Source organism: Curtobacterium poinsettiae (genome assembly GCF_047226435.1).
GTDB lineage: Bacteria > Actinomycetota > Actinomycetes > Actinomycetales > Microbacteriaceae > Curtobacterium > Curtobacterium poinsettiae.
Genome location: NZ_CP178434.1, coordinates 1489475 through 1502651, shown reverse-complemented (window position 1 = coordinate 1502651; position 13177 = coordinate 1489475). Strand labels below are relative to the sequence as shown.

General features: G+C 72.6%; 8 protein-coding genes and 1 pseudogene. 1 reads left to right on the top strand and 8 read right to left on the bottom strand.

Annotation, left to right across the window (positions count from 1 at the left end):
- Window positions 1–28: 28 nt before the first annotated feature.
- Window positions 29–1195: a pyridoxal phosphate-dependent aminotransferase gene (locus ACL00U_RS07080; RefSeq protein WP_071251390.1), complete on the bottom strand. Its 1167-nt coding sequence runs from the start codon at window positions 1193–1195 to the stop codon at window positions 29–31.
- A gap of 222 nt (window positions 1196–1417) precedes the next feature.
- On the opposite strand from ACL00U_RS07080, the gene rpsT reads away from it, so the two are divergent.
- Window positions 1418–1678, top strand: a complete 261-nt coding sequence (rpsT, locus tag ACL00U_RS07075) for a 30S ribosomal protein S20 (RefSeq protein ID WP_017886662.1) — start codon at window positions 1418–1420, stop codon at window positions 1676–1678.
- Between the two features lie 195 nt (window positions 1679–1873).
- Here rpsT and holA read toward each other — a convergent pair whose 3' ends face one another.
- The 7 genes and pseudogenes from holA to cydB all read right to left on the bottom strand — a co-directional run bounded on the left by holA (window position 1874) and on the right by cydB (window position 13168).
- Window positions 1874–2893 (bottom strand): DNA polymerase III subunit delta, encoded by a 1020-nt coding sequence (gene holA / locus ACL00U_RS07070; protein WP_214563136.1) that lies wholly within the window; start codon window positions 2891–2893, stop codon window positions 1874–1876.
- A 349-nt stretch (window positions 2894–3242) separates the two neighbouring features.
- Window positions 3243–4589: pseudogene (locus ACL00U_RS07065) on the bottom strand (ComEC/Rec2 family competence protein); the annotation flags it as partial.
- 718 nt (window positions 4590–5307) lie between these two features.
- On the bottom strand, window positions 5308–6048 hold the full coding sequence (locus ACL00U_RS07060; RefSeq protein ID WP_071251384.1) for a ComEA family DNA-binding protein: 741 nt from the start codon (window positions 6046–6048) through the stop codon (window positions 5308–5310).
- A gap of 107 nt (window positions 6049–6155) precedes the next feature.
- Window positions 6156–8717, bottom strand: coding sequence for a leucine--tRNA ligase (gene leuS / locus ACL00U_RS07055; protein ID WP_412873994.1), 2562 nt, complete (start codon window positions 8715–8717; stop codon window positions 6156–6158).
- Between the two features lie 50 nt (window positions 8718–8767).
- Complete coding sequence (gene cydC / locus ACL00U_RS07050; RefSeq protein ID WP_042537310.1) at window positions 8768–10456, bottom strand: thiol reductant ABC exporter subunit CydC; 1689 nt, start codon at window positions 10454–10456, stop codon at window positions 8768–8770.
- On the bottom strand, window positions 10453–12153 hold the full coding sequence (cydD, locus tag ACL00U_RS07045) for a thiol reductant ABC exporter subunit CydD (RefSeq protein ID WP_262117443.1): 1701 nt from the start codon (window positions 12151–12153) through the stop codon (window positions 10453–10455). The genes cydC and cydD overlap by 4 nt, the downstream gene beginning before the upstream one ends.
- A 10-nt stretch (window positions 12154–12163) precedes the next feature.
- Window positions 12164–13168 carry a cytochrome d ubiquinol oxidase subunit II gene (gene cydB / locus ACL00U_RS07040; protein WP_017886655.1) on the bottom strand — a complete coding sequence of 335 codons (1005 nt, stop codon included), beginning with the start codon at window positions 13166–13168 and terminating at the stop codon, window positions 12164–12166.
- Window positions 13169–13177: the final 9 nt, after the last annotated feature.

Genomic DNA, 13177 nt, shown 5'->3' with positions numbered 1-13177 from the left:
ACCGGGCCTCCCCGCCGTGTGGACCGCGTCAGACGGCCGCGCGCGCCGGAGCCGGCAGCGCGCCCAGGCCGCGCCGCAGGTCGTCCGCAGTGGCTGCGAGGCAGACGCGGATCCACCCCTCGCCGGAGCGTCCGAAGGCGCTGCCCGGCGCGACGGCGACCCGTTCACGCTGCAGGAACCCGAGCGCCCACTCGGCGATGTCGCCGTCGGAAGCGTGCGACATGTCGATCCACAGGTAGAACGCCCCGCGCGGGTCGAGGTACCGGATGCCGGCGGCGTCGAGCGTCTCCTTCGCGACCTCGAGGTTCGCGCGGTAGTGCTCCCGGGCGTCGCGCACCGCGGAGTGGTCCCCCACGATCGCCGCGAGGGCCGCGTACTGGTCGGGTTCGGCGACGCAGCTGATCATCGCCTCCTGCGTGGTCCGCATCGTCGCACCGAGCCCCTTCGGCGTGACGAGGTACCCGACACGGACACCGGTCATCGCGTACGTCTTGCTGAGCGAGAACGCCGAGAACACGCGGTCGTCCTCGTCGAGCGCGGCCAGGCTGACGTGGCGGGTGCCGTAGGTGAAGTACTCGTAGACCTCGTCGCTGATCACCCAGAGGTCGTGCCGCTTCGCGAAGGCGAGGAGCGCACGGAGGGTCTCCTCGCCGAACACCGAACCGAGCGGGTTCGACGGCGAGTTCACGACGAGCACCCGGGTGCGTTCGGTGACGCTCGCCTCGAGGGCCGGCAGGTCGGGCTCGAACCCGTGCTGCGGCTCCAGCCGGTACGGCACCGGCGTCGCCCCGATGATGTGGGCGTTCATCGTGAACGTCGTGTAGCCGGGGTCCGGCACGAGCACCTCGTCACCCGGGCTCAGGGTCAGCGTCATCGCCTGGAACAGCGCCTGCGTCGCGCCGATCGTCATCCAGATCTGCTCGAGGTCGGCCTCGATCCGGTTCTCACGGCGGAGCTTGTCGCGGACGGCCTCGCGGAGCGGCGCGATCCCGCCGTTCGGGGTGTACCCGGTGCGGTCCTCGGTCCACGCACGACGGGCCGCCTCGCCGATGTGCGGCGCCACCGGGACGTCCGGCTCGCCGATCACGAGCATCGTGACGTCGGTGCCGCTCGACTGCAGCAGGGCCGCCTGCTCGAAGACCCTCCGGATGCCGGAGGCGGGCACGGTGTCGATGCGCGGTGCGAGGGAGGGCATGTCCGTCACGCTATCCGCTGCGTGTTGCCACAGCGTTTCGGCGCGGTCGGCCGCGGGCTTCCGCCGATCCGGCGGAGTTTCGTGCTTTGGTGGCGGCCCCGCGGCCTGGTAGTGTTGGTGGCTGGCTTCCGCGTTCCCCGCCCACGGGTGGAACGCGATGCGACCAAGGGCCCCTCTACCCTGCGGTCGCGCCCACCCGTACGAGACGAGCAGGAGCAATTCATGGCGAACATCAAGTCGCAGATCAAGCGCATCAAGACCAACCTCAAGGCCACCGAGCGCAACAAGGCGTACAAGTCGGAGCTCAAGACGCACATCCGTCGTGCCAACGACGCCGTCGCCGCCGGTGACAAGGACAAGGCCGTCGCGGCCCTGGCCCTGGCGTCGAAGAAGCTCGACAAGGCCGTGAGCAAGGGTGTCATCCACAAGAACCAGGCCGCGAACCGCAAGTCGGCCATCGCGAAGAAGGTCTCGTCGCTCTGACGCCCTGACCCTTCTGGTACGAAGGCCCCGCACCGTTGGTGCGGGGCCTTCGTCGTGCGTGGGGCGCTGTGCGCGCTGCGCGCGTGTGGTTCGCTTCGTGAGCAGAAACGGTCGGGTCGCGATGGCGGACCCGACCCCTTCTGCTCACGAAACGCCGGCTGATCGGCGCGGGAAATCCGGGAGGCGCGACTCGCCTCAGCGGGGCTCGCCGCGTCGCGCGATGGTGCGGACCATGACCTCGAGCGCGTAGTGCGCGTCGCGCGAGCCGCCCTTCACCGCGGTGTCCGCCTCGGCGATGCTGATGATCGCGTTCGCCAACCCGGACTCGCTCCAGCCGGCGACGTCACGCTGTGCGCGCTGCACCTGCCACGGCGCCATGCCGAGCGCCGAGGCCGCCTGCCCACTCGGGCCCCGGAACGCGCTGACCTTCGCCATCGTGCGGATCTTGCTCGCGAACGCGGCGACGATCGGCACGGGGGCTTCGCCGGTGGCCAGGGCGTGTCGCAGCTCGACGATCGCCGGTGCCGAACGACCCGCGAGCGCGATGTCGGCGACCTTGAACGCGTTCGTCTCGACGCGGCCGCCGTAGTACTTGTCGACGACCTTGTCGGTGATCTCCTCGGCCTCGTCCGCCAGGAGCTGCCGGCACGCCGCGGCCAGTTCGGCGAGGTCGTCGGCGAACGCGGTCACCAGGGTACGGACGGCGGACAGGGCGATCCGGCGTCGTGCGGCCCGGAACTCGGCGTTCACGAAGTCGATGCGGTCGGTCTCGCGCTTGAGCTCGTCGCAGAGCACCTCGACCCCGCCGCCGACGCCGCTGCGGATCGTGTCGAGGAGCTTCTTGCCGCGCATGCCGCCGCCGTGCCGGAGCACCAGGGTGACGTCGTCGGCGGGGGCCTGCAGGTACGAGATCGTCTCGGTGATGAAGGCGTCGGTGCACTTCTCGACGTTGGTCACCTGCACCAGTCGCGGCTCGCCGAACAGCGACGGGCTGGCGAGGGTGGCGAGCAGCCCGGGGGCGTACTGGTCGGCTTCGAGGTCGTGCACCTCGAGCGCGGGGTCCTCGCCCTGCAGCAGGTCCTTCAGCACACCGCGGGCGCGGTCGGCGAGGAACGCTTCGGGCCCGGTGATGAGCACGACGGGCGCCGGACGGATCCCCGACCAGGGCACCTGGTCGATCTTCGCTGCGGCGCGCGCGGGCTTCTTGGCGGCCATGTGGTCCTTCCGGTGGTGCCGGCCCGGACGGTGCCGGGTCGAGTGGTGCACCGTCGATCCTACGGGCGGCCGCCGACGGCGAGCGTTCCGTCCACACCCGCACCTCGTCGGCGCCGGACCGAGCGAGCACGACGGTTCCGCGCTGATCGGTGCGGAGCGGCAGCGTGCCGGCGGCATCGAGCACGTCGAGGGCCGACGCGGTCGGGTGCCCGTACGTGTTGTCCGCGCCGACCCCGATCAGCCCGACGCGCGCGGCGAGCCCCCGGTAGAGCTGCGGGTCCTGGTCCGCCGAGCCGTGGTGCGCCACCTTCACGACGTCGATCGGCCCCGCCGGCAGTCCCCCGGAGTTCCGGAGCCGGCGTTGCGACGACTCCCCCAGGTCACCGAGGAAGACCCCGGTCAGACACACGGCGCAGGCACTGCCGTCAGCCGGCCCGGTGACCAGCACGATGCTCGCGTCGTTGCCGGCGTCACGGGTGCCGGCCAGGGGCCACGCGACCCGCCAGGCGAGCGGCCCGAGGGTGCCGGAGACCCGGTCGTCGGCGGTCCGGACGTCCACACCCGCGCGCCGCAGGTCGTCGACCACCCGGCCGTCCGACGCGCGGCCGACGGGTCCGACCAGGGCGGTCTCGACCGTGTCCGCCACGGCTCCCACCGCGCCGACGTGGTCGCGGTCGAAGTGCGTCAGGACGAGCAGGTCGATCCGGCTGATCCCGAGCAGGTCCAGGCACGCCAGGAGCCGTTCCTCGTCGTCGCCGGTGTCCACGAGGGCAACGGCGTCGTCGCCGCGGAGCAGCACGGCGTCACCCTGCCCGACGTCGCACGCGGCCACCGACCAGTCGCCGGGGACGGAGCCGCGCACCACGAGCACCGGGACGGAGACCGCTGCGACACCGACCACGAGCACGGACCCTGCGGCGAGCAGCATTCGGGAGCCGATCCGGCCCCGGACCAGCACGGCCGTCGCGATGCAGCCGCACACCAGCACGGCGGCTGCCACACCGAGCACTCCGGCCGGCCACGGCGCCGAGGCGTGCGGCAGGGCGGCCGCCCCGTGCGCGATGCCCCCGACGGCAGCAGCGGGCACCCACGCGACGGCCGCGAGCGCCTGGGCACCCGCCGGCCACACCGGTGCGACGGTGCACGCGGCGAGTCCGATCACCGTGACGACCGGCGCGAACGGCTCCGCCAGCAGGTTCGCCGGCACCGCGTAGGTCGGGAGCGCTGCCGACAGTGGGATCGTCACGGGCCAGCACGCCACCTGGGCCGCCACGGGGATCGCCAGTGCGGCGGCGACCGGCGGCCACACGCGACGCGCCAGCAGCTCGGTGAGCGGTGGGCCGAGCACCACGATGCCGCTCGTGGCGAGCACGGACAGGGCGAACGCGAACGACCGCGCGAACCAGGGATCCATCACGAGCATGCCGATCGCGGCGAGTGCGATGAGCGGCACGCCCCGCACGGGTCTGCCGGCGAGGTGCACGACCAGCACCACGATCGCCATCACCGTCGCCCGGACGATCGAGGGGTCGGGCCGCACCAGGACGACGAACGCCAGGAGCACCACGACGGCCACCGCGGCCCGGAGCCCGCGCGGCAGCCGGCAGGCGCGGCCGAGGACGACCACCAGCCCGACCACCACGGCGCAGTTCGCCCCGGACACCGCCGTCAGGTGCGTCAGCGCCGAGGTCTCCATCGCCGCCTCGGTCCCCGGGTCGAGGCCGGAACGGTCGCCGATCGCCAGTCCCCGCAGCAGTGCCGCCCCCGGCTGCGGCAGGTCGGCCGTGGCCCGGACGAACGCCTGTCGGGCGGTGTCGGTGGCGCCGAGCAGCCCGGTGGCGGGCTCCGATGACGGTGTCCCACGCAGGAACGCCACGAAGGCGGTCGCCGATCCCGGTTGGTCGGGCTGCACGGCGGCGGACCCGGTGACCCGAGCCCCGGCCGCCAGCACGGCACCGGGTGCGTCACCGTGCAGGTCGGGCACGAGCCGGACGGGCGCACGGAGTCCGTCGAGCCCGTCGGCGCGCACGAGCGTCGCGGTGACGGAGCGGTCCCCCGGCACGAGGTCGCGGGACAGCACCGCCTCGACCTCGACGCGCCCGGCGTCCGGACCGGCGACGAGGGCACGCAGTCCCTCCGGGGCCCGTCGGGAATCCCCCACGGTGACCGACACCGCGAGCAGCGTGGCCAGCGCCCCGGCGACGAGGACCAGCCCGGCGACGCCCCGCACGGCCCCGCCGCAGCGTCGCGTGCGGAGCGCGATGCCGCTCACACCGGTCACGAGCACGGCGACCCCGGCGACCACCGGGGCGACGTGGGGCGCTCCGATGAGCAGGGCGGTCAGGATCCACACGACGGCGACGGGCGCCGCGACCCGCAGGTCGATCGCGCTCGGTGCGAGCTGCACGCGCGCCTCAGACCCGCACGCGATCGCGCAGCTCGGCGAACCGCACGTCACCGATCCCGCTGACGTCGAGCAGGTCCTCGACCGAGCCGAACCGACCGTGCTCGTCCCGCCAGGCGATGATCCGTCGGGCCAGCCCGGGGCCGATGCCGGGCAGGGTCTCGAGGGCGGCCTGGTCGGCGGTGTTCAGATCGACGACCGACCCCTCGGCCCCGGTCTCGCCAGCCCCGGTGGCGGCGTCGGTGTCGCCTGCTGACCCGGCGGTGCCACCTCCCGTCACCGGTCCGAGCGCCTCGGGCACCTCCTGCTGGCCGACCCGCGGCACGTACAACCGCTCGCCGTCCGTCAGCACCCGGGCCAGGTTCAGGCGGTCGAGGTCGGCGTCGTCCGTCGCCCCACCGGCACGTCGAACGGCGTCACCGACACGACTCGCTGCCGGCAGCTCGACCACACCGCTCCGCCGCACCGCACCGAGCACGTGCACCACGACGTGCCCGGCACCAGGAGCGGACGGAGCAGCACCGGCAGACGGTGACGGCGCGCCTGACTCCCCACCCGCGTCGGCCGTCTGCGCCCCACGCACGACGACCCCACCGGTTCCCCCGGTCCCCTCGCCGCCACCCGACACCAGCGCCCCGACGAGCACCACGACGACGGCGACCACCACCACGACCGCCGCCAACACCACGGCTGCCCGTGGTGACAGCGCAAGGCGGGACCACCAGGGTCCGGAGGGCGACGGGGACGACATGCCCCGAACGCTACGGAGCCCGGCCGGTCGGCCGGGCTCCGGAGGTCACACCCGTGGACGGGTGCCGCGAACGCCCCTGCTGTGAGGGACGACGCCAGCGACGGTCGCTACCCCTTGATGGCGATGTTCACGAGCTTCGGAGCCCGGACGATCACCTTCACGATCTCGCGGTCGCCGATGTACCGCTGCACGTTCGCCGAGGACCGCGCCAGCTGCTCGAGCTCGTCCGCCTCGATCGACTTCGACACCTCGAACGAGTCACGCACCTTGCCGTTGACCTGCACGACGGCCGTCAGGGTCTCCTGCACGAGCAGCGTCGGGTCGGCCTTCCGCCAGCCGTACGTGGCGACGGTGGCCTCGTAGCCCAGCCGCTCCCACATCTCTTCGCCGGTGTAGGGCGCGAAGACGCTCAACGCGAGGGCGATGGTCTCGACGGCCTCACGCACGGCGGGGTCGCCGGCGCCGGGGCCGCTGTCGATCGCCTTGCGGGTGACGTTCACCAGGTCCATCAGTCGTGCGATCACGACGTTGAACTTGAACGCCTCCATCATGCCGGGGGCGTCGGCGAGGAACCGGTGGGTGACCTGGCGGAGTGCCCGGTCCCCGTCGGCCCGCACGGCGTCGCGCGACGACGTGACGTCGAGCGCCAGCCGGTACGCGCGCGCCAGGAACCGTGCCGACGCGGACGGGGAGACGTCCTCCCAGTTGATGTCGTCCTCGGGCGGACCGGCGAAGCCCATCACCAGGCGGATCGCGTCGACGCCGTTCGCGTCGAGCTCGTCACCGAGCGAGACGCCACCCTTCGACTTCGACATCTTCGAGCCGCCGGACAGCACCATGCCCTGGTTGAGGAGCGCCGAGAACGGCTCGGTGAAGTCGAGGTACCCGAGGTCGAACAGGACCTTCGTGACGAAGCGGGCGTAGAGCAGGTGCAGGATCGCGTGCTCGATGCCGCCGATGTACTGGTCGACCGGGGCCCAGCGCCGCGCGGCAGCCGGGTCGAACGCCTGGGTGTCGTCCTGCGCCGACAGGAACCGCAGGAAGTACCACGACGAGTCGACGAAGGTGTCCATCGTGTCGGTGTCGCGGAGGGCCGGGGTGCCGTCGACGGGGTTCGGGACGTTCACCCAGTCGGTCGCGCCGCCGAGGGGCGAGGTGCCCTTCGGCTTGAGGTCGAGGCCCTCGGTGTCGGGCAACACGATCGGCAGCTGGTCCTCGGGCACCGGGTGCTCCGTGCCGTCGGCGCCGTGGATGATCGGGATCGGGGTGCCCCAGAAACGCTGGCGCGAGATGAGCCAGTCGCGCAGGCGGTAGGTCTTGGCGGCACGGCCGGTGCCGCGCTCCTCGAGCAGGGCGATGGCCGCGGTGATGGCGTGCTGCTTCGACATGCCGTCGAGCGGCCCGGAGTTGATCATCCGGCCCTGACCGGTCAGCGCTTCGCCGGTGGCGACCGGGTCGAGGGTCGGTACGTCGAAGTCGTCGAGCGTCGCACCCTCGGGGATGACCGGGATCGCGCCGGTGACGGCGGCGTTGGTGTCGACGACGACCTTGACGGGCAGGTCGAACGCCCGCGCGAAGTCGAGGTCGCGCTGGTCGTGTGCGGGCACCGCCATCACGGCGCCGTGCCCGTAGTCGGCGAGCACGTAGTCGGCGGCCCAGATCGGCAGGCGCTCCCCCGTCAGCGGGTGGATCGCGGAACGGCCGAGCGGCACACCGGTCTTCGGGCGGTCGGCGTTCTGCCGGTCGATCTCGGACGTCTTCTGCGTCGCCGTCAGGTAGGCGTCGAAGTCGTCACGGACGGAGGACGGCACCGACGGGTCGGCGACCAGCTCGGCCGCCAGGTCGGAGTCCGGTGCGACGACCAGGAACGTGGCCCCGTGGATCGTGTCCGGGCGGGTGGTGAAGACCGTGACGGGCTCGTCACGGCCCTCGATCACGAAGTCGACGTCCGCGCCGACCGAGCGTCCGATCCAGTTGCGCTGCTGCGCGATGACCTTCGCCGGCCACCGCCCCTCGAGCTGGTTCAGGTCGTCGAGCAGCCGGTCGGCGTACTCGGTGATCTTGAAGTACCACTGCGTGAGCTTCTTCTTGACGACGACGGCGCCGGAGCGGTCCGAGGTACCGTCGGCGAGGACCTGCTCGTTCGCGAGCACGGTCTGGTCCACCGGGTCCCAGTTGACCCAGCTGTCCTTGCGGTAGGCCAGGCCCTTCTCGTACATCTTCAGGAACAGCCACTGGTTCCACTTGTAGTACTCGGGGTCCGAGGTGTGGATCTCGGTGGTCCAGTCGAACGACGGCGCGTAGCGCTTGAAGGACGCCTTCTGCTGCTCGATGTTCGCGTAGGTCCAGTCCTTCGGGTCCACCCCGCGCTTGATCGCCGCGTTCTCGGCGGGCAGCCCGAACGAGTCCCATCCGATCGGGTGCAGCACGTTGAAGCCCTGCTGGCGCCAGTAGCGCGCGACGAAGTCACCGAGCGCCCAGTTCTCGGCGTGCCCCATGTGCAGGTCGCCGGACGGGTACGGGAACATCTCGAGGATGTACTTGCGCGGACGGGTGTCGTCGAGGTCCGTGGTGAAGAGCCCGAGCGCTTCCCAGCGGGGCTGCCACTTCTCCTGGATACGACGGAAGTCGTAGGCGTTCGGGTCCTCGGCGTGCTGGTCGGTGGTCACGGTCGTCAACGATACAAGCCGGGAGGCCCGTCCCGCGTCCGCCCGTCGGCTCACCCGGCGAGCAGGCGTCCGTCCCGCATCCGCAGGGTGCGGTCGACCAGGTCCGGCGCCACCGGGACGTGCGACACGATGACGACCGACCGACCCGCTGCGCGGGCGGTGGTGACGAGGTCGCGGAGCACCGAGTCGCCGAGGTCGGGGTCGACGTCGGCGGTCGGTTCGTCGAGCACCAGCACCGGGAACGCGTGCAGCAGTGCTCGGGCCAGGGCGAGCCGGTGCGCCTGCCCGCCGGACACGAGCACGCCGCGTTCCCCCACCGAGGCGTCGAGCCCACCCCGTCGGACGACCCAGTCCCCCAGGCCGACCCGGTCGAGCACGGCGAGGAGCTCGTCGTCGGTGGCGGTCTCGCGGGCGAAGAGCAGGTTCTGCCGCACCGACTGGTCGAACACGAACGGGTCCTGTTCGATCAGGCCGACACGGGCCCGCACGGCGTCCGGGTGCATCGTCCGCGCCTCGACGCCGTCGAGCGTGTAGGAGCCGTCGTGCTCCACGAACCGGACGAGCGCGTCGACGAGCGTGGACTTGCCGGCGCCGCTCGGCCCCTGCAGGACGACGACCTCGCCGGGGGTGAGCGTGAACGAGACCCCGTCGACCGCCGGCTCGGCGGCCCCGGGCCAGCGGACGGTCAGGTCCTGCACGGCGAGCGTGACCGACCCCTCGACCACGAGCGACGCCGGGTCGGCGTCCTCGTCGGGCTCGGGGACGATGCCGGCGGGCACCTCGGCGGGCACCACCTGCTCGACCCGGTCGGCGGCAGCACGTACCCGGCGGAGCGTCAGGACGGCGAGCGGGACGGTCCCGACGACCTCGAAGAGCGCGAGCGGCACGAAGACCGCCAGGGCCCAGAGCGGACCGACGAGCGCACCCGACACGACGGCAGGGGCACCGACGGCGAGGATCCCGATCACCGCACCGCCACCGACCAGTCCGACCAGGGCACCGACGAGCGACTCGACCGTGCCGCGGCGCCGGACGGCCCGGGTGACGCCGGCATCGAGCCGGGCGATGTGCGCGAGCCGTTCGTCGAGGGTGCCGTAGGCGGCGAAGACGTCGAGCGTGCGGACGGTGTCGAGCACGAGGTCGGCGACACGACCACGATCGGCGGCGGTCTCGCGGTCCGAGCGCTCGGCGATCGACCGGGTGACGATCGTGCCGATCAGGGCAGCGACCGCCAGCGCGAGGACGAGCACGAGCGCGGCCGGCACCGACACGAGCGCCACGGCGACGACCGACAGCACCGCGACGACCCCGGCGGACACGAGCGGGCCGACGACGCGGATCGGCAGGTCCTGCAGCCGGTCGGTGTCGGTCACCAGGCGCGTCATGAGGTCTCCGCGACCGGTGCGGCCGAGCCCGGCGGGCGCGATCGACGCGAGCCGCCGGTACATCTCGGTCCGCACCACGGCCAGTTGCCGGAACGAGGCGTCGTGCCCGGCGAGCCGGTCGACGTAGCGCAGCACGGCGCGCCCCAGCGCGAACGCACGCACGCCGACCATCACGAGCGTCAGGTACAGGATCGGCGGGTGCTCGGCGGCGCGGGTGATCAGGTAGCCACTGGCGGCGAGGAGCGCGACGGCGCAGACGGCGCTGAGCGAGCCGGCGGCGACCGCCTTCGCCCAACCCGACCCGTGCGGCATCGCGAGCCGCAGGACGGAGCCGCCACGGGCCTCCCGGCTCATGCGCGCACCCCCCTGCGGACCGTCACGGATCCGCCGACCGCGATGTCCACGCGGACGTCGGCCGCGGCGACGACCGCCGGTCGGTGGCTGGCGACCACGACGACGGCGCCGCCGGCCGCCAGGCCACGGACGGCAGCGACGACGCGCGCCTCGGCCTCGGCGTCCAGTGCGGACGTCGGCTCGTCGAGCAGCACGAGGGGTGTGGCGGCGCGGCGTACGCGGTACAGCGCGCGGGCGACGGCGACGCGCTGCGCCTGGCCACCGGACAGTCCGCTGCCACCGGCGCCGACCGGGAGGCCCGGGTCGAGTCCCAGCCCCGCGTCGCCCAGGGCGGTGCGCACGTCGGCGTCGTCCGGGGTCGCGCTGAGCGCGACGTTCTCGGCGATCGTCCCGCGCACGAGACGTGGCCGCTGGTCGGCCCAGGTGGTGCGCTCGGCGACGGATGCGCTGGCCGGGCCGGGCACGGTGACGGTGCCGTCGTGGGGCAGGACACCGCGGAGCGCGGCGATGATGCTGGACTTGCCGGAGCCGCTCGGGCCGGCGAGCACGACGACGGTGCCCGGTTCGGCGTGCAGGTCGAACGGCCCGATCACGACGTCGGGGCGGCGGACGGTGAGCCCGCGGACGTCCAGGGCGGTGGCGGCTTCGGCGCCGTCGGTGTCGGTCTCGCTCCCGCCGCTGTGCACCCGGATGCTGCGGCCCGGGGCCGGGGCCGGGGCGTCACCGTCGTCGGCGTCGTCCGCCAGGACGTCGAGCACCGCGGCCGACGCCTCGACGCCGTCCTGGGCGGCGTGGAAGTCCGCGCCGACCTGGCGGATGGGGGCGAAGGCCTCGGGTGCCAGGACGAGCACGAACATCGCGGCGCCGAGGCCGAGCGAGCCGTCCACCAGGCGGATGCCGATCGAGACGGCGACCAGTGCGACGGACAGGCTCGCGGCGAGCTCGAGCGCGAAGCCGCTCACGAAGGACAGCCGGAGCACGCCGATCGTGCCGCGGCGGTACTCGTCGGTGACCGCCCCGATGCGACCGACCTGGCGGCGCGCACGACCGAAGACCTTGAGCGTGGCGAGCCCCTCGACCGCTTCGGTGAAGGCGCCACCCAGCTTCGCGAGGGCGTCCGACTGCTTCCGCTGCAGCGACTGCGTGGCCAGGCCGATCAGGATCATGAAGACCGGGATCACCGGCAGGGCGAACAGGATGATGAGCCCGCTGGTCAGGTCGCCCAGGCCGATCGCGACCAGGAGCACCGGCGTCGCGATCGCGGTGAGCGCGAGCTGCGGCAGGTACCGGCCGAAGTAGGCGTCGAGGGCGTCGAGTCCGGGGCCGAGCGTCGTGGCGAAGCCGGCGCTCGACCGGCCGGCGAGCCACGACGGACCACGCTCGGCGGCACGGGCGAGCACCGTCGTGCGCATCTCGCTCTTCACCTTCGCCGCGGCGCGGGCTGCCAGGTCGTCGGTGGCCCACGCCGCCACTGCCCGCAGGACGAACGCCCCGCCGAGCAGGGCGAGTGCCTGCCCGAACGCGGCCGGCACCGTGCCGTCGTGCACGGCGTCGACCCCGAGGGTGACGGCCGCGGCGATCCCCCACGCGATCCCGATGGTCGCGAGCGTGCGCAGGACCCCCGTGCCGGCGGCCGCGACGATGAAGCCGCGCGCGGTCCGGGACAGCCGCAGGAGTCGGGGGTCGAGGGGCTTCATCGTCGGATGCCTAGTGCGCTGCCGCGGTGATCTGGGCGCGGGAGACGCGCTTGCGGAAGATCCAGTAGGTCCAGGCCTGGTAGGCGAAGACCAGCGGCACGAAGATCAGCGCGACCCAGCTCATCACGCTCAGCGTGTACGACCCGGACGAGGCGTTGTACACGTTCAGGCTGTTCGCGACGTCGTTCGAAGCGGGCATCACGTCGGGGAAGATCGCCGTGAACATCGCGAGCACGATCGCGGCGATGGTGACCGCCATCAGGGTGAAGGCGCGTCCCTCCTTGCCCCAGGCGTTGCAGAGCACCGCGAGCACCAGGGCCAGGGCGGCGACCACGGAGAGCACCAGCGAGGCCGGGGTGGCGCGGACGAAGGCCATCGACACCAGGAACGTGGCGCCGACGACGATCGTGACGATGCCGGCCCGGGTCGCCAGGCGCTTGGCGCGTTCGCGGATCTCGCCCTCGGTCTTCAGCGCGACGAAGACGACACCGTGGGTGAAGAACACCAGCAGCGTCGCGGCACCGGTCAGCAGGGCGAACGGGTTGAGCAGGTCGAAGAACGTGCCGGTGTAGTTGTGCCCGGCGTCCATCGGGATGCCACGGACGACGTTGCCGAACGCGACGCCCCACAGGAACGACGGCACGGCGCTGCCGACGATGATCATCAGGTCGAAGCGGCGCTTCCACTCGAGGTGCTTGTTCTGGTGCCGGTACTCGAACGACACCCCTCGGGCGATGAGCGCGGCGAGGATGAGCAACAGCGCCAGGTAGAACCCGGAGAACATCGTGGCGTACCACTCCGGGAACGCCGCGAACAGGCAGGCGCCGGCCACGATGACCCAGGTCTCGTTGAGGTCCCAGACCGGGCCGATGGTGTTGATCAGGACCCGACGGTCGGTGTCGTCCTTGCCGAGGAACGGCAGGGACATGCCGACACCGAAGTCGAATCCGTCGAGGACGAAGTAGCCGACGAAGAAGACGCCGACGATCGCGAACCAGAGAACGGGGAGATCCATCAGGCAGCG